Genomic DNA, 18827 nt, shown 5'->3' with positions numbered 1-18827 from the left:
CCAGGAGTTGGTCATGAGCGATGTGCAGAGCCTGCTCGCCGAGCTGCGCGCCTCCGGCACCCGTCTGTGGGTCCACGAGGGCTCGCTGCGCTACCGCGCGCCCGAGCCGCTCGCCCCGGCCGTCCTCGCCGCCCTGCGGAGCGCCAGAACCGAGATCGTCGCGGCGCTCAGCCAGGACCGGACCTCCCTCACCGGCAGGCCGCGCCCGACGCGCCTCCCTCTCTCCCTGGGCCAGGAAGGGCTCTGGTACATCGACCAGCTCGGCGCCCACGACATGGCGTACAACGTACGGACCGACCTGCGTCTGCGGGGCGAGCTGGACGAGCGCGCACTGCGCGGCGCGTTCGCGGAACTCGTGCGCAGGCACGAGAGCCTGCGCACGCGCTACGTCTCCGAGAACGGGGTCGGACACCAGATCGTCGACCCGCCCGGCGAGGTCCTCATGGACGTCACCGACCTCTCGCAGCTGCCGCCGGAGCGGCGCGCGGACCGGCTGGCGGCGATCAGCGACGCCCACACCGACCACCGCTTCGACCTGGCGGCCGACCCTTCGCTGCTGGTGCACCTGGTCCGCAACGAGCCCACCGACCACGTCCTCCTGGTCACCGTCCCGCACATCGCCATCGACGGACCCTCCACCGCGATCATGTTCGACGAACTGGACGCGCTGTACCGCGCCTTCGCGGCGGGCCGGACGTCCCCGCTGCCGCCGCCGGTCGCGCAGTACGCCGACTACGCCGTATGGCAGCGGGAGTGGGCCGAAGGGCCCGACTACGCACGGCAGTTGCGGTACTGGAAGGACCGGCTCGCCGGAGCGGCCCCGCTGCTGGACATGCCGACCGACAGGAGCCGTCCCGCGGTGCCCACCCAGTCCGGCGACATGCTGAGGTTCAGCGTGCCACCGGAGCTCGCCGCGCGCCTGGAGGGCTTGCGCAAGGAACACGACGCCACCCTGTACATGGTGCTGCTCGCGGGCTTCCACGCGACGCTGGCGAAGTGGACCCGGCAGTCGGACATCTGCGTCGGGTTCCCGGTGGACGCGCGCTCGCACGACGAAGCCGCCCGTCTGATCGGCTACTTCGTCAACACCGTCGTCCTGCGGAGCACCATCGGCAGGGACAGCACCTTCCTGTCCCTCCTGGACAGCGTGCGCACCGACCTGCTCGGCGCCTACGACCACCGCGACCTGCCCATCGGCCGCCTCGTCGCCGAACTGGCCCCCGCCCGCGAGGCCGGCGCCCACCCCCTCTTCCAGGTGATGTCCGCCCATCTGACCCCGGGCGAGCACCGCCTGGGCGAGCTGCGGGTCACCCGGCTGGACACCGGGGACCGTACGGCGAAGTTCGACCTGACCTTCGTCACGGAGGAGATCGGCCCCGACGGATCGATCACGGCGGGCCTGGAGTACGCGACCGACCTGTTCGACCGGTCGACCGTCGAGGGCCTGGCCGACGGCATCCTGACCGTGCTCGACCGGGTCACCCGACACCCGGCCGCCCTCCTGCGCGCGCTGTCCCTCCTCCCGGACGCCCGGCTCGCCGACCGGGTCGCCGAACTGTCCCGAGCGCCCCGGCACACCCTCGACGACACCTGCCTGCACCACCTGGTGGAAGGCACCGCACGCCGCACGCCCGACGCCCTCGCGGTGGTCGCCGGAGAGGAGCGGCTCACCTACCGCGAACTCGACGCCAGGGCCGACCGCGCGGCAGCGCTGCTGCGGGAGCGGGGGATCGGTCCCGAGCAGCTCGTCGGCGTCTTCCTCGGCCGCTCGGCCACGATGGTCGTCGCCCTGCTGGCCGTGCTGAAGGCGGGCGGCGCCTACCTGCCGCTGGACCCGGAGTACCCCCGGGCCCGCGTCCGGGGCATGCTGGAGGACAGCGGGGCGAAGGTGGTGGTGACCTCCTCCGACGTCGCCCACCGGCTGGAGGGGCCCGCGGCCGAACTGCTCCTGATCGACGAGCCGTTCACGGTCGCCGGGGCGTACGAAGACGCCGGTGCGGTGCCGGACAACGCGGCGTACTGCCTGTACACCTCCGGATCGACGGGCCGCCCGAAGGGAGTCGTGCTGCGGCACGAGAACGCGGTCGCGTTCGTGCGCTGGGCCAGCACGTCCTTCACCGAGGAGGAGCTCGCCCGGGTGCTGTTCAGCACGTCGATCTCCTTCGACCTCTCCGTCTTCGAGCTGTTCGCGCCGCTGTCGGTCGGCGGCACGGTGATCCTGGCGGACAACGCCCTGGACCTGCTGGACACGGACGCCGGGGCCGCGGGTGACGCTCCGGACAGTTGCGGGGGCGTGAGCCTGCTCAACATCGTGCCGTCGGTGGGCCGGGTCCTCGCCGAAGCGGGCCGCATACCGACCGGCGTACGCGCGATCAACCTGGCGGGGGAGGCCCTGCGGCCGGAGATCGTGGCCCAGCTGCGCCGACTCGCACCGCGGGCACGGATCAACAACCTGTACGGCCCCACGGAGTACACGACCTACGCCACGGGCCGCGAGGTGACCACGGCGGAACGGATCACCATCGGCCATCCACTCCCGGGCACCCAGGCCCTCGTCCTGGACGAGGCGCTGTCGCCGGTCCCCGTCGGCGTCGTCGGCGAGCTGTACCTCGCGGGCCCGGGCCTCGCCCGGGGCTACTGGCGCCGGCCCGACATGACCGCGGAGAAGTTCCTGCCCAACCCCTACGGCCCGGCGGGCAGCCGCATGTACCGCACCGGGGACCTGGTCCGGTCACTGCCCGGCGGCGAACTCGACTTCCGAGGACGGCTCGACCACCAGGTGAAGGTCCGCGGCTACCGCGTCGAGCCGGGCGAGATCGAGACGGTGCTGCTCTCCTCGGCGCAGGTCAAGGACGCCGTGGTCGTCGTCGACGCCGCCGGAACCGAGGAGGCGCGCCTGATCGCCTATGTGGTGGCGGACCCGGCCGCCGAGCACGACCTCGCCCGCCGCATGGCGGAACGGCTGCCCGCCTTCATGGCCGCGTCCGCGATCGTCTTCCTCGACCGGCTCCCGCTGACGGCCAACGGCAAGGTGGACCGCCGCTCCCTGCCCGACCCGGAGGCCCACCTGGGCCGGACACCCACCGACGACGTTCCCGGGGACGAGGTGGAGGCGGCGCTCCTCGACATCTGGAGCGACGTCCTCGGGGGCGTACGGATCGGGGTCAGGGACAGCTTCTTCGAAGCGGGCGGACACTCTCTCCTGGCCACCCAGGCGCTGTCGCGCATCCGCCGCGCCCTGGGCGTGCGCCTGTCCCTGACCGACATCCTGACCGCGCCGACCGCGGCCGAACTGGCCGTCGTACTCAGGGACAAGGGTGCCGGAGCCCCGGGCACGCCAGCGCGACCGGACACCGCGCGCGCAACGCCACAGCACTCTGCACAGGACACCCCGCAGGACACTCCGCAGGACTCCTTCGCGCCGGTCCTTCCGATACGGTCCTCCGGCTCCCGGCCCCCGCTGTTCTGCTTCCACCCCGCTCTCGGCCTGAGCCTTCCCTACGCGGGTCTGGCCGCGCACCTGGGTCCCGCCCGGCCCGTCTTCGGTCTGCAATCGCCCCACATCGGCGGCTCCTCCCGGTTCCCGGCGTCGGTCGAGGAGGTGGCCGAGGAGTACGTCGGCCGCATCCGGGAGCTCCGTCCGAACGGGCCCTACCACCTGCTCGGCTGGTCCTTCGGGGGGCTGCTCGCCTTCGAGGCGGCGGTGCGGCTGCGGGCCGCGGGCGCGGTGGTCGCCTCGCTGACGGTGGTGGACAGCCGACCCGCCGTCGCGGGGGAGCGGCCGCCGTCGGAGAGCGAACTGCTCGCGGCCTTCCTGGACCACGCGGGAATCCGTCACCCCGGCACCGCGCTGACCCCGGACAGCGCGCTCGCCCTCGCCCGGGACGAGGGCAGCAGGCTCGCAGGCATCGGCGCCCGGCACCTGGAGCGCGTCCTCGCCGTGATGCGCAACAACGCGGTCCTGGCCCAGCGCTACGCCCCCACCCGCTTCACCGGCTCCGTCCGGTTGTTCGTCGGCACGAAGGGCGCCACCGAGGACGAACTCCGGGCCCGGGCGGAGTGCTGGGCGCCCCACGTCGAGGGCGCGGTCCAGGTCGCCCGGATCGGGTTCCGCCACGAGGAACTGATGGATCCGCAGCCGCGGTCCGAGATCGCAGCCGTGCTGCTGGCCGACCTGGAGAGCGCGGAACGGCCTACGTGGTCCGGCACCACCCTGGCGTGAATGCGGCGGACTCCACGCCCGTCCCTTGTGGCTGTCGCCCTCGCCCCGTAAGGTCTGCGCGTTCTGCCCACGGGGGCAGTGCTCCTCGTGCGGCGGCTCGGTGAGGGACCGGAGGACAGGGGGGGCTGAGTCTGGTGCCTGATCGATCCGTGCCACGGACGGGCCCGGTGACCGCGGTCACCCTCGTCGCCGCCTTCATGGCGTTCCTGGACGCGACGATCGTGAACATCGCGATCCCCGACATGCACCACTCGTTCCCCGCGGACTCCCTGGGAGACCTGTCGTGGGTGCTGAACGCCTACAACATCGTCTTCGCCGCCTTCCTGATGCCCTTCGGCCGCCTCGCCGACCGCTGGGGGCGCAGGCGGGCCTTCCTGGCGGGGCTCGCGGTGTTCACCCTCGCCTCGGGGGTGTGCGCGCTGGCGGGGAGCGTCGACGTGCTCGTGGCCGCCCGCGTCGTACAGGCCGTGGGCGGGGCGATGCTGGTGCCGACGTCGCTGGCGCTGCTCCTGGAGGTGTACCCGGCCGGGCGCCGGGCCGCGGCGGTCGCTGCGTACGGCGCGACCTCGGCGGCCGCCGCCGGCATCGGGCCCTCGGTCGGTGGGGTGCTGATCAGCGCCCAGGGCTGGGAGCTGGTGTTCGTGGTCAACCTCCCGCTGGGGGCGCTGGCGGGAGTCCTGGGATGGCGGGTGCTGCACGAGAGCCGCGAGCCGCGGGGCCTGCCGATGCCGGACCTGATCGGCGCCGCCCTGCTCGGCGTGGGCGTCGGGGCGCTGGCCGCGGCGGCGGTCAAGGGCGACGACTGGGGCTGGGCCTCCGCCGCCACGGTCGGCTCCCTGGCGCTCGCGGTGGCGGCCCTCGCCGGGATGGCGCTGCGCTCGGCGCGACACCCGGCACCCGCCTTCGACCCGGCCTTGCTGCGACTGCGTACCTTCGCCGTCGCCAATGCCGTGTCCCTGGTCTTCGCGGTGGCCTTCTTCGCCACCCTGCTGTGCAACGTGCTGTATCTGACCTCGATCTGGCACTACTCCACGCTGCGCACGGGCTTGGCCGTCACCCCCGCCCCGATCGCCGCTGCCCTCGTCGCGCTGCCGGCCGAGCGCCTTGCCCGCAGGACCGGGGCGCGCGCCGTCGCTCTGCTGGGCCTGGTGGTCTTCGCGGTCGGCGCGCTCCTGTACGGGACCTGGATCGGGCCCGACCCGGACTTCCTGGGCCAGTGGCTGCCGGTCAGCGCGCTGACCGGCCTCGGCGCCGGCATCGCCCTGCCGACGCTGAGCGCCGCGTCGCTCGCCCAGGTGCCGGTGGCGCGGTACGCGGTGGGCTCGGCGGGCAACGCGACGGCACGGCAGGTGGGCGCGGTCTTCGGGGTGGCGCTGTTGGTGGCCGTGGTCGGCACCCCCGCTCCACCCGAGCTGCGCGATGCGCTGCGGCACGGCTGGCTGTGGGCGTCGGCGGTCACCCTCCCCGCCGTGGTGTCGGTCCTGTTCCTGGGCGCGGACACTGGGCGTGCGCGAGGTGCTGGTTCCGGCCGTGCACGAGGCGCGGACGCCGGGCGCGTACGCGGCGTGGACGGCGGCTACGACCAGGACAGTACGGGCGGCGGGGACGACACAGGGGACAGGGCGGGCAGGGGCGACGGTGCCGAGGCCGCCACGGGCGACAGCGGTGAGGTCACTCGCCCCGGAACTCGGGCCACTCCCCGGCGAGAAGGGACGTGACCCCGCGCCGCATGTCACGTGAGGCCACCCCGGCCGCGAAGTCCGCGCGCTCCAGCTCGAGGTGGTCCGCGAGGCCGGTCGACAGGCTCCGGTCGAGCAGCCGCTTGGCGCTGCGGACGGCGTGCGGGGCGGCCTGCGCCAGCTCCTCAAGTCGGCGTAGCCCCGCGTCCACCAGGTCCGCGGGGTCGACGACCGCACCGACCAGGCCCTCCTTCAGCGCCTGTGGGGGGCGCAGGACGGGCTGTTCCAGAAGCAGTTCCAGCGCGCGGGCGTGGCCGACCACGCGGGGCAGGAACCAGGCCATGCCGGCGTCCGTCGAGGCCCCGATGGCGCCGTACGCGAAGTGGAAGGACGCCCGGCGCGAAGCGATGCGCAGGTCGCAGGCCAGCGCGAGGGAGAACCCGGCGCCCGCCGCCTGGCCGTTGACCGCGGCCAGGACCGGGCAGCCCAAGGAGCGTATGGTCAGTACGACTTCGGACAGCAGCCCCGTCAGCCGGTCGCCGTAGGCCACGGCGTCGAACTGCGGGTCCGACATGGCCTGGTGGTACGCGCGCAGATCGCCGCCGAGACAGAAGGCCCGCCCCGCGCCCGTGACGAGGACCCCCCGCAGCTCCGGATCGGCCGTCAGGGACCGCAGCGCCTCCGTGAGCTGGACCAGCAGGGGGGTGTCCATCGCGTTGCCGGCGTCGGGACGGTCGAGGGTCACCACGGCCGTGCGCCCCTGGGGGGAGACGGGGACGTGGGACACGGTGACGGATGGGGAATGTGAGGAATCGGCCGCCGAACTCATTTCCATGGCACGGCAGCGTAGGTCTGGGTAAGGACGCTCACAAGACCGCTTAACGACGGTGACTTTTCGAGGTCGGTGTCCTACCATCGCCCTCAGACCGCCGACGTGAATCCTTATACGTCGGCTCTTCGTACGCGATGTTCCACGGGGGTTGCATGCCGAACGTCGCTCCATTGCGTCCACCTGACGAAAGTTGTTCTCTGGTGACGGGCGCGTCACGCGGGATCGGCGCTGCCATCGCGCTCTCGCTCGCCGCCACCGGAAGGCCCGTTGTTGTCGGTTACCGCGCGGACGAGGCCGCCGCGCAGCGCACGGTCGAGGCGGTCGAACGCGCCGGTGGCAAGGCGCTCGCCGTCCGGGCCGACGTCACCGTTTCCACCGACGTGGAAAGAATTTTCGATTCCGCCGAATCCGCCTTCGGGCCTGTCACGGTATTGATAAACAATGCCGGGATCCGGTCCGATCAGGTCTTCTCCGCCATGGAACTGGACGACTGGAATGTGGTGCTGGACACCAACCTGAATTCCGTCTACCGGACCGTGCGCAGAGCTCTTCCCGCTATGGGGAAGGCGCGTTTCGGTCGTATCGTGAACATCGGTTCCGTGCTCGGCGGTCGATCATTGCCGGGCGTGGCCAATTACGCGACGGCCAAAGCGGGCCTGGAGGCCCTGACCAGATCGGTGGCCGTCGAAGTCGCTCGACGCGGCATCACCGTCAACGCGGTGGCTCCCGGACTCGTCGAGACCGAACTCGTGCGTGACGTCGCGTTCCTGAGACGTTCGGCCCGCGCGGCGATCCCGGCACGACGGGCCGCCAGGCCCGCCGAGATCGCCGCCTGTGTGAGCTTCCTGGCCTCGCCCGAGGCCGGCTACGTCACGGGAACCACCCTCACCGTCGACGGAGGGCTCTCCGCCGCGGCGTTCCTGCCCGGCGCCGTCCACGACTGAGAGTCACCCGTTCCCGCCCGTCGTCCCGGGGCGCTGCCCTGACGCGCCCTGCCCGCGCACCCGGCGTCCCGCCGCACTGCTTCCTGCCCTGCTGCCGCCCTGTCCGGGCGCACCTGCCACGATTGGAGATCGCCCCCATGACCACCACCGCTCCCACCCGTGAGGCCCTGACGGAGTTCGTCGTCGAGGCGCTTGAGGACTTCGGCGCCGAGTCCGACGCCATCACCATGGACGTCACCTTCGAGGACCTCGAGATCGACTCGCTGGACCTCGTGGAGCTCGGCCAGGCCGTCAAGAAGCGGTTCGGCGTCCAGGTGCGCCCCAAGGACATGGACGGCGTCAAGACGGTGGGCGAGGCGCTCGACGTCATGTTCGCGGCCGCGGGGCTGTGATGACCCCTCGAAGGGCCGTCGTCACCGGTGTCGGGGCGGTGACCCCGCTCGGCACCGGTGCCGCCGTGCTGCACGAGCGGGCCGTCGCGGGCGAGACCGGACTCAGCGGCGGCGAGGGCCGCTGCACCGACTTCGCCCCCACCCCTGTGCTGACCCGCAGGGAAGCCCGCAGGACCGACCGCTTCTCGCAGTTCGCCCTGGTGGCCGCCGCCGAAGCCGTCGGCGCGGCCGGATGGGGTGACGCACCGCCCCACGCGCCCGAACGGACGGCCTGCGTCGTCGGGTCGGGGGTGGGCGGCCTGGAGACCTTCCAGGAACAGCTCGTCGTCCTGGAGAAGGAGGGACCGGAAGCGGTCTCCCCTCTCATGGTGCCCATGATGATGGCCAACGCCGCCGCGGCCCAGATAGCCCTGCGCTTCGGACTGCGCGGCGAGAGCCACTGCGTGATCTCGGCCTGCTCGGCCGGTGCGCAGGCCATCGGCGCGGGCCTGCGCATGATCCGGTCCGGCGAGGCGGACGCGGTCGTGGTCGGCGGCGCGGAGGCGGCGACCTCGGCGATCGTCCGGGCCGCCTTCCTCAACGCCGGGGCCCTCTCGCCGAGCGGGACGTCGGTGCCCTTCGACAAGGACCGCGACGGCTTCCTGCTGGGGGAGGGGGCCGGAATCCTCGTCCTCGAAGAGGCCGGGGCGGCGCGGCGCAGGGGAGCGTCCGTCCTCGCCGAACTGGCCGGGTACGGCGCCACCAGCGACGCCCACCACCTGACCGCGCCGCACCCCGAGGGCACCTCGGCGGCCCGCGCCGTCACCCTGGCCCTGACCGACGCGGGCGTCGCCCCGCAGGACGTCCACTACATCAACGCCCACGGCACCGGCACCGCCCTCAACGACAGCGCCGAGGTCACCGCCCTGCGCCACAGCCTCGGCCCGGCCCTGGAGGCCATCCCGCTGTCCTCCACGAAGTCGGCCATCGGACACCTCCTGGGAGCGGCCGGAGCGGTGGAGGCCGTCGCCACCGTCATGGCCCTGCACCACCGCGAGGCACCACCCACCGCGGGCCTGCGCGTCCCCGATCCGCAGCTGGGGCCGCTGACCCACCTGATCCGGTCCCGTCCCCTGAGCCCCGGCCCCGACGGGCGCCTGACCGCGCTGTCCACCGCCTTCGGGTTCGGCGGCCACAACGCGGTGCTCGTGCTGCGCACCCCCGCAGGGGAGACCGGCCCATGATCGACCTGTCCGGCCGGCGCTACCTGGTCACCGGCGTGCTCACCAGCGACTCCATCGCCTGGCACATCGCCCGCGCCCTCCAGTCGGCCGGCGCCGACGTGCTGCTGACCGGCTACGGACGCAGTCTGCGCATCACCGAACTGGCCGCGTCCCAACTGCCCAAGCCCGCCGAGGTCCTGGCCCTCGACGTCCAGCGCCCGCCGGACTTCCCCGCCCTGGCCGAGGCCGTGGCGGAGCGGTGGCCCGAGCTCGACGGCGTGGTCCACGCCGTCGCGGGCGCCCCGCCCGCGGCGATCGGCGGCGGCTTCCTCACCGCCTCGGCCACCGACGCCGAAGGCGCCCTGCGTACCAGCGCCCTGTCCCTGCACGCCCTGACCACGGCACTCGCCCCGCTCCTGGAGCGCGGCGCGATGCCGGGCAGCGTCGTGGGCATCGACTTCGACGGCACCCGGGCCTGGCCCGGCTACGACTGGATGGGCGTCGCCAAGGCGGCCCTGGAATCCGTCTGCCGCTACCTCGCCCTCTATCTCGGCCCCACCGGAATCCGCGTCAACCTGGTGGCCACCGGCCCCGTCGAGACCGTCTCCGGGCGGGGCGTCAGCACCTTCGACGCCCTGGACCGCCGCTGGCGCGAGGAGGCCCCGCTGGGCTGGGACAGCACCACGGCAGCCGCCGAAGTGGTCACGGGACCGGCCCTGTTCCTCCTGTCCGACCTGGCCCGGGGTGTCACCGGCGAGGTGCTCCACGCGGACGGCGGGATGCGCTGCGTCGGCATGGGAGCGGCCCCGGCGGACCGGGCTCCCGCCCCGCCGTCCGCCCCGGCCGACCGGGCTCCCACGCCGCAGTCCGCCTCGGCGAAGAGGGCTCCCGCCACGGAATCCGGGGCGCCCAGTACCCCGGCACCGGAACGGGAGGCACCGTGACCACCACCGCGCCGCGGGACGCCACGACGCCGCTGACCACGGACCGAGGCGTACGCCGACAACTGGTGCACAAGCGCGCCGTCGAACACGTCCTCACCACCGCCGTGGCCCGCCACGGCGACAGGCTCCTCGGCGTCGCCCAACTGCCGCGCTGCCACCGGTACTTCAACGACACCAGCACTCCGTACTACGACCTGCTACTGGTGGCCGAGGCGGCCCGGCAGACCGTCGAGGCCATGACCCACGAACTCCTGGACGTGCCGCTGGACGCCCGGTTCGTCCTGGGCGGACTGGCCGTGGAGATCACCCGGCTGCCCGCCCTGCGCGTCGGCCCCGCCCCCACCGACCTCGCGGTGGAACTCCACATCGACCGCAGCAGGCGCAGCAGGAACGGAACCCTGCGCGCGCTGGAGGGAGTGGCACAGTGCCACGTGGAAGGGGAGCCGGCGGCACGCTTCTCCGGCGCCCTGCGGTTCGTACCCGCCGACACCTACACCGACCTGCGCGCCGACCCGGCCCCGGAGCCTCCCGGCACCTGCGCCGACTCGCCCGCCGACTCCGTTCCGGAGTCCGCCGACCCGCTCCCGCCCCGCGGCACACCGGCCCTCGTGGGCCGGACCGACCCCCGCAACGTCCTGATCGGCCGACCGGACGTCCGGGGCCACGAGACGCTCGCGCGCGTCGTCCCCGACCCGGCGGACCCCGTCTTCTTCGACCACCCGCTGGACCACCTCCCGGGCATGCTCCTGGTCGAGGCGGCCCGCCAGTGCGCGCTGGTCGCCAGGGCGCAGGTGAGCGGCGTGCCCGCCACCGCTCTCGTGGCCACCGCCTGCCGCGCCGCCTTCCGGGAGTTCGCCGAACACGACGCGCCCCTGTGGTGCCGGGCGCGACCCGAAGGCCCTTCGGGCGTACGGGTGTCGGTCGAGCAGCGTGACCGCGGCATCGGGACGGTGGATGTCGAGTTCACCACGAGCCCCGACACCGCGCCCGCGGGGAAGAGCCTGCCGGGCGGGCACGGCACGGCACCTGCCACGGACCCAGGAGCGGGCCCATGAATCCAGCGGCGAACCCGGCCCCGGGCACGATGTCGGGGGTCATGCACCCCGTCCTGAGCGGCGTCGGCGCCGCCCTGCCCTCCCGCGTCATCGGCAACGACCACTTCCTGCCCCTGGACGCCACCGACGCCTGGATCACCCGGCGCACCGGCATCCGCACCCGGCACCGGCTCGGCCCCGGCGAGACCCTCGCCGATCTCGCGGAGCGCGCCGCGCGCGAGGCGCTCGCCGACGCAGGCCGCCACCCCCACGAGGTCGACCACGTCCTCGTCTGCACCCTCACCCCGGACCGGATCACCCCCGGCATCGCCCCGGAACTCGCCGCCCGACTGGGCACCGACGGACCGCCCGCCATCGACCTCAACGCGGCCTGCGCGGGCTTCGTCTACGCCCTCGACCACGCCTGCGCGCTCGTCGAGACCGGCCGCGCGGGCTGCGTACTGGTCTGCGCGGCGGAGGCCCTGTCCCGCGTCACCGACCACCACGACCGCTCGACCGCCGTACTGTTCGGCGACGCGGCAGGCGCCGTGGTGGTCACCGCCCACCCCGCCGCCGAACGCCCCGTCTTCCTGCTCGGCTCCGACGGCAGGCACACCGAGCTGCTGTACGCGGACCGAGAGGAACGCCTCCTGCGTATGGAGGGCCGCGAGGTCTTCGAGTTCGCCGTGGACAACATGACGGAGCAGACCCGCAAGGTCCTCGGCGCGGGCGGGATCGGCCTGGACGACGTCGACCTGTTCATCGGCCACCAGGCCAACGCACGGATCCTGCTGGCGGTCGCCGCCGAACTGGGGCTGCCGGAAGCGCGCGTGGAAATCGCCGTCGACTCCGTGGGCAACACCTCCTCCGCCTCCATCCCGCACGCGCTGTGGCAGGCCCGGGAGCGCGGCCGACTGCCCGCGGGGGCCCGGATCGTCATGGCGGCCTTCGGCGCGGGCTTCGTCTGGGGCGCCGGACTCATGCGCTGGAAGACGGACCGCCCGCAGCGCCACCGCACGCACCGCCCCGAGGCAGAAGGCTTCGAGTACGACCGCACGCACCGCACCGACTCAGCAAGCTCCGAGCACGACCGCACGCACCACCCCGAGAAGGACAGCCACGAGCACGAGCGCACGCACACACCCACAGTCAATCCGAGTGACCAGGGAGACACCCCGTGTCAGAGGTGAGTTCGCAGACACAGCGCTACTACCAGGGGGACAACCCCACCCGCCCCGTACCGTTCGACGGCGTCATGACGGTCTCGCACTACATCATGCCGAACTTCGCCACGATGGACTGGCACCAGGTTCCGCGCGAGAAGGTCGTCGAGAACATCCACAGCCTGCAGGACCCGGGCGGCAACCTGAACGACCGGATCATGATGTACATCCATGTTCCGTACTGCAAGTCGTTCTGCCACTACTGCAACTTCAACCGGTTCCACTACCCCAAACAGGACTCCAAGCGCCTGGAGCGGTACACCGACTACCTCATCAAGGAAATCGACTGGTACATGCGGCAACCGTATGTCCAGGCACGGGAGTTCACCGGCATCTACATCGGCGGCGGCAGCCCCTCGACGCTGCCGGTGTCCGCGGTGGAGCGCCTGAGCGAGCATCTGCGCAAGGTCGTCCCGAACTTCGACACGATCGAGAAGAGCTTCACCGGAGAGCCCCGCACGCTGCGCCGCCCCGGACTCCTCGAAGTCCTGCGCGACCACGGCTGGGACCGCGTCACCTTCGGCATCGAGACGCTCAACGAGAAGATCCACCGCAAGATCGGCCGCCTCGACACCCGCGAGGACGTCGACGCGATCTTCGACCGGATGCGGGACATCGGCTACACCGCCGACACCTGCGTGGACATGATGTACGACCTGCCGGGTCAGACCCTCGAAGGGTTCCAGGCCGAGCTGTCCGAACTGCTCAGCTGCTACGACCCCACCGAGATCGACCTCTTCACCACGATCTACCTGCCCTATCGGCCGCTGCACAAGCTGATCATGGACGGCAGGGTCGAACAGCCCGGCAGCCCCTGGCAGCTGCTCGCCATGCGCGAGCACCTCTACGACACCCTGACCGACGCCGGGTACCACAACACCATCGCCGAGACCTGGTCCAAGCGCCCCGAGCGGTCCCAGTACCAGACCGCCCACTGCGCCCGCCAGGACATCATCGGCATCGGCTGCGCGGCCCGCGGCAACCTCCGCGACATGGTGTCGATCAACCCCGAGAAGGTCGACGACTGGCAGCGCAACGTCGACGAACAGGGCGCCTCCACCGAGACCCTCCAGTCCATCGGCCCCGAGGGCGTGCTGGACCGGATCATGGTGATGTTCCCGCGCTACAAGTCGCTCGACAAGGAGCTCCTGGCCGACTTCGGGGCCCTGGTCGACGAGGAGGCCTTCGAGCGGGTCCGGGCCGTGCTCGACGGGCACCTCGCCGCCGGCGTCATCGAGGACGAGGGCGACCGGTTCACCGTCAACAAGCTGGGTGTCATCTGGCACGGCAACCTCCAGACCGACTACCTTCGGCACACCCTCAACACCAAGGGCGAAGTGCTGATGAACCACCTCACCGAGGCCCGCCAGGACTTCGACAGCGAGAACCGCTTCGAGGTGACCGCCGAGACCGTGTACATCAAGGAACACGACGCGGAGTACCCGAGGCTGATGAAGTAGCGCTTCGCCGCGCCGTCCCCGACGGTGCCCCCTCGAAAGGAGTGCCACATGAACGGCGAGCCCCCGGACCCGGCGGCGCGGCCGAAGGAACAGCGCGCCCCGTTGCCCCTGCTGGCCCGGATCGAGCCCGCCTCCGGAGTGTCCCTGGTGGCGCGGGTGCTGCGCCACCAGGACCCGACCGCGCCCGTCGCGGTGGTCCTCCCGGCCATGGGCGCCTCCGCCCGCTTCTACCTGCCGTTCGTGCGCGCGCTGCACAAGGAGGGACTGACCGTGGTCACCGCCGACCAGCGCGGCCACGGCGAATCCGTCCCCCGGGTGGCCCGCGGCGTGCGCTTCGGCTATCGCGAACTCCTGGAGGAGGACCTTCCCGCCCTCCTGGAGACCGTCCGGCGCGCACTGCCCGACCGGCCCGTGATCCTGGTCGGGCACAGCCTGGGCGGCCAGCTCGCCCTGCTGTACGCCGCGGCCCACCCGGCCGACGTCGACGCGATCGCCCTGGTCGCCAGCGGATCCGTCTGGTACCGCGGCTTCGAAGGGCCACGCGCCCTGCGCAACCTCGTCGCCGGTCAGCTCTTCGCCGCGCTGGCCACCGCGATCGGCTACTGGCCCGGCAAACGCTTCCGCTTCGGCGGCACGGAGGCCACCGGCGTCATGCGCGACTGGGCCCGCCAGGGACGTACCGGCGACTACCGGCCCCGGGGCAGCGCCATCGACTACGAGCGGGCCCTGCGCGACCTCACCCACCCGGTCCTCGCCGTCGGCGTCGCCGGTGACCGGCTGGCCCCGGCGGGCTCCCGGCGGCACCTGCTGGCCAAGGTCCCGCGCTGCGCCCTGGAGGAGTGGGAGTACACCAGCGAGGCCGCCGACGGGAAGCCGATCGACCACTTCCGCTGGGTCCGCTACCACGGGGGCCTCTGCGCCCGCCTCGCCCGGTGGGTCGGCGAGTCCGTCAAGGCAGGCGGCACGAACACCCCGGACGGGCCCGGCACGCGCGCCCCGGACGGGCCCGGGACGAGCACCCCGGACGGGCTCGGGACGAGCACCCCGGACGGGCTCGGCACGGACCCCACGGACGAGCGCTGGAAGAACACCAAGGATGAGTAACGGGAGGAGCACCACGGATGAGCACTGAGCGCTCCGGCGCCCGCGTCATCGTCGTAGGCGGCGGCTGGTCGGGCCTGGCCGCCGCCTGGAACCTGCACCGCGCGGGCGCCCGCCCCCTCCTCATCGACGACCGTCCCGTCCTCGGCGGCCGCTCCGCCACCGCTCACCTCGGCGCGCGGGCGATCACTCTCGGCGGCAAGAACATCGGCCGTAAGTACAGCCGGTTCCGCGCCCTCGCCGCCGAACTCGGGGCGGGCGAGGCGGCCTACGAGCACTTCGGCATCAACTCCTCGCGCATCGAGAACGGCCGCATGCGCACCACCGACAGCACCAACAAGGCCGCTGCCCTGTACGGGATGCTGCGCGGCGTGCCCCCGCGCGATCTGAGCCGGATCCTGCGCCTCGCCTACTACGTCCGCCGCGACCGCGCCAACGCCTTCCTGTCCGGCCCCGACATCGAGCGCTACGCCGCACGCACCGGCGACCCCACGCTGTCCGCCTTCTTCGGCACGCGCCTGCGGGAGCGCCTGCTGCGCCCCGCGGTGATCCGCATGAACGGAGCGGAGCCGGAGGAGTCGCACCTCTCCACCCTGGGCACCAACCTCGGCATGCTCCTGGACGGCTTCGACCAGCTCACCGACGGTTTCGACCCGCTCCTGCACGCCTTCGCCGCCCGGGTGGAGACCCGCGCCGCGACCCGTGTCACCGCCCTGCTCGGCACCGGCGGACGCGTCACCGGCGTACGCGCCCTCGCGCCCGACGGCACCTCGTCGGAGGAGGAGGCCGACGCCGTCGTCCTCGCCGTGCCCGCTCCCCACGCCGCCGAACTCCTACGGCAACACGACGAAGAGCTGGCCCAACACCTCTCCCGCGTACGCTACTTCCCGGTCTCCGTCATCGTGGCGGAGTACGACCGTCCGGTCTTCGACACGCGCGTCCGGGCGCTGACCTTCCCCGCGGACAGCCCTCTCAGCAACGCCGGTGCCTACGGCGTCACGGACCGGCACCTCGTCCGCTACACCTTCAGCGGCCGAGCGGCCCGCGCCCTGCCCGGCGACGACGAGGAGCTCGCCGCCCTCGCCGAACGCCACCTGGGTGCCCACCTCGACCTCGACGCGCCCAAGCGCCTGGACGCGGTCACCGCCCGCTGGCAGCACGGACTGTGCGCCTACGCCCCCGCCCACACGCGCACCCTCTCCGCCATCGACACCCGCGCCGCCGCCCTGCCGGGCCTCACCCTGACCGGCGACTACGCGCGCGGCGCGTCCATCGAGGCCTGCGTCCGAGCAGCCGAGGAACGCACGGACCGGCTGCTGCGCCACCTCGACCGACCCGGATGACCCTCATCCGGGCGGCGGTCACGGAGAAGCCCGGGTCACAGGCCGGTGCTGGTGTCTCAGTCCTGACCGAGCCAGCGGGCCCGGCCCGACGCGACCGTGCCGAGGTGAGGAAGAATCGCTCTGCTGAGCATCCAGGTCGCCGAGTTCCACCAGTAGGCGGGGTGGTCGTCGGCCGCGTAGTACTGGACGCCGTCGGCCCCCTGCCGCACGGGGGTGAACGCCACCGGTCTCGCCCGGCCGAGCCCTGCGCCCTGCTCCTGCGAGACGTCCACGATGAGCGTGCCCGGTCTCAGCGGGGAGGCTTCGTCCGCAGACAGGAGCGGCAGCAGTACGTCCGTGTCCCGGCCGAGGCAGTTCACGATGACCTCGTGCTGCGCCAGGAGGTCTCGCAGGGCGAGGTGGCCCGAGGGGGAGACGGCGTGGCACTCTCCTGCGTCGTCCACGACCAGTTGGACCGTCCGCACCCCGTCGCGTGACGCGTCGGGGGCAGCCGGGAAGCGCTTCGTGACACGGGTGAGACCGGTGATCCCTTGGGCCTGGAGTGCCGCCGCGGCGCCATCGCCGACCGGACCGTCGCCGAGGACCACAGCGTGCACCGGAGGTCCCCAGCGGCCCGTCCTGCCCGTGCACGCCAGAGCGTGTGTCACGGAGCCGTAGGCCGCCATCTCCTCCAGTTGCTCACCTATCGGAGGGGCGGAGGGACTGTCGCCCGATGCCTCCAGGGAGGGTTCCCGCGCGAGGACGGCGTGCCGCCGGTCGACGGGCGCCCAGGGGGGCTTGCCGTCCTGCTCGAAGTGCGGGAAGCCCCACAGGATCTGTCCCTCCGTCAGGTCCATGAAGTCTTCGAGCACCGGCTTGTACAGCAGCACCACATCGCACTCGGAGAAGATCAGCCGACGCGTGCAGACACCGCCGGACACCCGCGCGAGATCGTCGTCGGTCAGGCCGAAGGGAGCGCCGTACCCCGTTTCGAAGAACAGCCGACTGCGGACGTCGGTGTTCAGAGAGGCCAGGTGCTGTGGGTGGACAGGAAGGCTCTGGCCACTCTCCCCTCGGTGTGCTGCGGTGAGACCGATCGTGAGCTCGGGCATGCCAATTCCTCCGTTTCGAGAAGCAGGAGCGCTGGTGATCCGGTCGGCCGCCCGTGCGTCTTCACGTCCGGTCGGCCACGGGCGGGGCGAGCCGCGAGCCATCGGCGCAGGGCCCGGCTGCGGGGCACAACCAGGAACGATCCTCAGCGGAGGCGAGGAAGGGCGCGCCGGTACCGCAAGGCGCTGTGGTCCGATTCGGCTGGTGCAACTAGGCATGCGGGCATCTGGGGTGCAACACTCATGGCAACTCCAGCGACTCCGTTGGTGTGTGGGCCATCTCCAGCCGTGAAGTTCCTGGGCCTCCGGCTGGGGCGGCTCCCTCTCGCGGTCCCGGAAGAGCAAGGGTGGGCACGGCGGTGCGAACGGGAGAAGCAGCTCTCCATTCCACGCCGCCGTGCGGAATTGACACTATGACAACTTCGCACGGTGCTCAAATGGTTACGCCATCGACGCTGTGCCTGCCAGCTGATGGAGCCCGCCATGCCTGCACGTCACTTTGATGGCAAGCGCCTGCGATCAGCACGGCTGGAAGCCGGATACCGGAGCCAGGCCGGCTTCGCCCGGGAGGTCGAGGTCTCCCGCACAGCGGTCGCCACCTGGGAGAACGGCCGCGGCCCCGACCCGGAACGCCTGCCCGCTCTGGCCCACGCCCTCCACACGGACATCAATTTGCTCTTTCCCCGGCACGGCGCCCCCGACCTGGCCGACCTGCGGTGCGACGCCGGTCTCGCCCAGTACGAGGTCGAGCGCAAGGCGGGCACCACGGACCACGACATCGGCAGGGCCGAGCGCGGTGTGCGGCCGCTCACGCCGGCCCTGCGCAGGACCTTGGCGGCCCTCTACGACGTCACCGAGGACGCCCTGCTGGCAGCGGAGCGGCGCAGCTTCGGAGCCAAGGACGCTCCGCTCCCCGGCACGCTCGCGGAGAAGATCGAGTACCTCCTGGAGCACACGTATCCGGGCGACCAACAGCCGCCCTCGGACGCGGACATCGCCCGTGGCATCAACGCGGCCGCCGGAGCCGACGTGGTGTCCGCACAGGGTGTCAGGGACTTGCGCGAGGGCACGGTCCCGGACGCTCCCCGCGTCGTCCGGGACGGTCTGGCCGAGGTGTTGGGGGTCAGCGCCTTCTTCTTCCAGCCGAACGAGGACGCCATCGTGGCGACGATCGTGGAGGGCCTGCGCACGCTCCATCAGGTGCGCAACGGCGACATCAGCAACATCAAGGCCCGCGGCATGGGCCCCGAGGGCCTGCCGGTGGAACTGCTTGCCGTCGTGAACGACCTCGCCAGCAACCTCCAGAAGTGGGGCAGGACTCAGGACGGCCCGGCCGATCGCTAGGCCCCGGCGCCCGTGCTTC

At 72.4% G+C, this 18827-nt stretch carries 14 protein-coding genes; 12 read left to right on the top strand and 2 right to left on the bottom strand.

All coding sequences use genetic code 11. The features are described from left to right. Nucleotides 1-13: 13 nt before the first annotated feature. Nucleotides 14-4222 carry an amino acid adenylation domain-containing protein gene (locus tag AC5WAM_RS00975; protein WP_495521156.1) on the top strand — a complete coding sequence of 1403 codons (4209 nt, stop codon included), beginning with the start codon at nucleotides 14-16 and terminating at the stop codon, nucleotides 4220-4222. A gap of 167 nt (nucleotides 4223-4389) precedes the next feature. Next, complete coding sequence (locus AC5WAM_RS00970; protein WP_495521155.1) at nucleotides 4390-5940, top strand: MFS transporter; 1551 nt, start codon at nucleotides 4390-4392, stop codon at nucleotides 5938-5940. Here AC5WAM_RS00970 and AC5WAM_RS00965 read toward each other — a convergent pair. Then, on the bottom strand, nucleotides 5894-6688 hold the full coding sequence (locus tag AC5WAM_RS00965) for an enoyl-CoA hydratase/isomerase family protein (protein ID WP_495521154.1): 795 nt from the start codon (nucleotides 6686-6688) through the stop codon (nucleotides 5894-5896). The two genes, AC5WAM_RS00970 and AC5WAM_RS00965, sit on opposite strands and share 47 nt — an antisense overlap. 197 nt (nucleotides 6689-6885) lie before the next feature. Between AC5WAM_RS00965 and fabG the strand changes: the two genes are divergently transcribed. The 9 genes from fabG (at nucleotide 6886) to AC5WAM_RS00920 (ending at nucleotide 16376) form a co-directional block, all read left to right on the top strand. After that, nucleotides 6886-7677, top strand: coding sequence for a 3-oxoacyl-ACP reductase FabG (fabG, locus tag AC5WAM_RS00960; RefSeq protein ID WP_495521153.1), 792 nt, complete (start codon nucleotides 6886-6888; stop codon nucleotides 7675-7677). 137 nt (nucleotides 7678-7814) lie between these two features. Further along, nucleotides 7815-8069 (top strand): acyl carrier protein, encoded by a 255-nt coding sequence (locus AC5WAM_RS00955; protein WP_138965708.1) that lies wholly within the window; start codon nucleotides 7815-7817, stop codon nucleotides 8067-8069. After that, nucleotides 8069-9292, top strand: a complete 1224-nt coding sequence (locus tag AC5WAM_RS00950; RefSeq protein ID WP_495521152.1) for a beta-ketoacyl-[acyl-carrier-protein] synthase family protein — start codon at nucleotides 8069-8071, stop codon at nucleotides 9290-9292. The genes AC5WAM_RS00955 and AC5WAM_RS00950 overlap by 1 nt, the downstream gene beginning before the upstream one ends. Then, entirely contained in the window at nucleotides 9289-10215 is a 927-nt protein-coding gene (locus AC5WAM_RS00945) for an SDR family oxidoreductase (RefSeq protein ID WP_495521151.1), read from the top strand. The genes AC5WAM_RS00950 and AC5WAM_RS00945 overlap by 4 nt, the downstream gene beginning before the upstream one ends. Then, nucleotides 10212-11270: an AfsA-related hotdog domain-containing protein gene (locus AC5WAM_RS00940; protein WP_495521150.1), complete on the top strand. Its 1059-nt coding sequence runs from the start codon at nucleotides 10212-10214 to the stop codon at nucleotides 11268-11270. The genes AC5WAM_RS00945 and AC5WAM_RS00940 overlap by 4 nt, the downstream gene beginning before the upstream one ends. After that, nucleotides 11267-12439 (top strand): beta-ketoacyl-ACP synthase 3, encoded by a 1173-nt coding sequence (locus AC5WAM_RS00935; protein WP_495521149.1) that lies wholly within the window; start codon nucleotides 11267-11269, stop codon nucleotides 12437-12439. The genes AC5WAM_RS00940 and AC5WAM_RS00935 overlap by 4 nt, the downstream gene beginning before the upstream one ends. Next, complete coding sequence (locus AC5WAM_RS00930) at nucleotides 12427-13932, top strand: coproporphyrinogen-III oxidase family protein (protein ID WP_495521148.1); 1506 nt, start codon at nucleotides 12427-12429, stop codon at nucleotides 13930-13932. Before AC5WAM_RS00935 ends, AC5WAM_RS00930 begins: the two co-directional genes overlap by 13 nt. A 48-nt stretch (nucleotides 13933-13980) precedes the next feature. Then, on the top strand, nucleotides 13981-15036 hold the full coding sequence (locus tag AC5WAM_RS00925) for an alpha/beta hydrolase family protein (RefSeq protein WP_495521147.1): 1056 nt from the start codon (nucleotides 13981-13983) through the stop codon (nucleotides 15034-15036). A 17-nt stretch (nucleotides 15037-15053) separates the two neighbouring features. Next, on the top strand, nucleotides 15054-16376 hold the full coding sequence (locus AC5WAM_RS00920; protein ID WP_495521146.1) for a protoporphyrinogen/coproporphyrinogen oxidase: 1323 nt from the start codon (nucleotides 15054-15056) through the stop codon (nucleotides 16374-16376). A gap of 56 nt (nucleotides 16377-16432) precedes the next feature. Here the strand turns inward: AC5WAM_RS00920 and AC5WAM_RS00915 are convergent, their stop codons facing one another. Beyond that, entirely contained in the window at nucleotides 16433-17467 is a 1035-nt protein-coding gene (locus AC5WAM_RS00915) for a Rossmann-fold NAD(P)-binding domain-containing protein (RefSeq protein WP_495521145.1), read from the bottom strand. 480 nt (nucleotides 17468-17947) lie between these two features. Here AC5WAM_RS00915 and AC5WAM_RS00910 point away from each other — a divergent pair, with 480 nt between their 5' ends. Further along, the gene (locus tag AC5WAM_RS00910; RefSeq protein ID WP_495521144.1) at nucleotides 17948-18808 is read left to right on the top strand and encodes a helix-turn-helix domain-containing protein; all 861 of its coding nucleotides are present in this window, start codon (nucleotides 17948-17950) and stop codon (nucleotides 18806-18808) included. Nucleotides 18809-18827: the final 19 nt, after the last annotated feature.

Source organism: Streptomyces sp. JLYT201 (assembly GCF_059448825.1).
The sequence above is the reverse complement of the archived record's forward strand: the minus strand, read 5'-3'. Positions and strand labels throughout refer to the sequence as shown.